1 protein-coding gene is annotated in these 702 nt (G+C 68.4%); it reads left to right on the top strand.

What is annotated here, in order from left to right; translation table 11 throughout:
* Positions 1-702 (top strand): ATP-binding cassette domain-containing protein (locus tag CCN37_RS38555; RefSeq protein WP_143262096.1); only part of this gene is annotated, 702 nt, incomplete at both ends.

The following is a 702-nucleotide window of genomic DNA, read 5'->3' as shown; positions in this document are numbered from 1 at the left end:
GCAAGAGCACCCTCGTCTCGGGGGCGCTGCGCAAGCAGCACCCGGACGCCGTGCTGATCGACCAGTCGGCGATCGGGGTGTCGACCCGCTCGACGCCGGCGACCTACCTGGACGTCATGGACGTCATCCGGAAGCTGTTCGCCGAGGCCAACAACGCGCAGCCGGGGCTGTTCAGCTTCAACTCCGAGGGCGGCTGCCCGGAGTGCAAGGGCCGCGGCGTGATCGAGACGGACCTGGCCTACATGGACCCGGTGACGACGATCTGCGAGGCGTGCGACGGGCGGCGCTACCGGCCCGAGGTGCTGGACAAGACGTTGCGGGGCAAGAACATCGTCGACGTCCTGGCGCTGACCGTCGAAGAGGCGCTCGGTTTCTTTTCCGAAGAGGCCATCACGAAGAAGCTGGACCTGCTGGCCGAGGTCGGGCTGTCGTACCTGACGCTGGGGCAGCCGCTGTCGACGTTGTCCGGCGGTGAGCGGCAGCGGGTCAAGCTCGCGCACCGGCTGCGGGAGACCGGCAACGTCTACCTGTTCGACGAACCGACGACCGGCCTGCACATGGCCGACATCGGACACCTGCTGGACCTGCTGGACCGCTTGGTGGACGGCGGCAACACGGTCGTGGTGATCGAGCACGACCTCGACGTCGTGAAGCACGCGGACTGGGTGATCGACCTGGGCCCGGAGGCCGGGCGGCACGGTG

Origin of the sequence: Allokutzneria sp. NRRL B-24872, assembly GCF_002155965.1 — a bacterium.
GTDB lineage: Bacteria > Actinomycetota > Actinomycetes > Mycobacteriales > Pseudonocardiaceae > Allokutzneria.
This window is presented reverse-complemented; position numbering and strand designations above follow the sequence as displayed.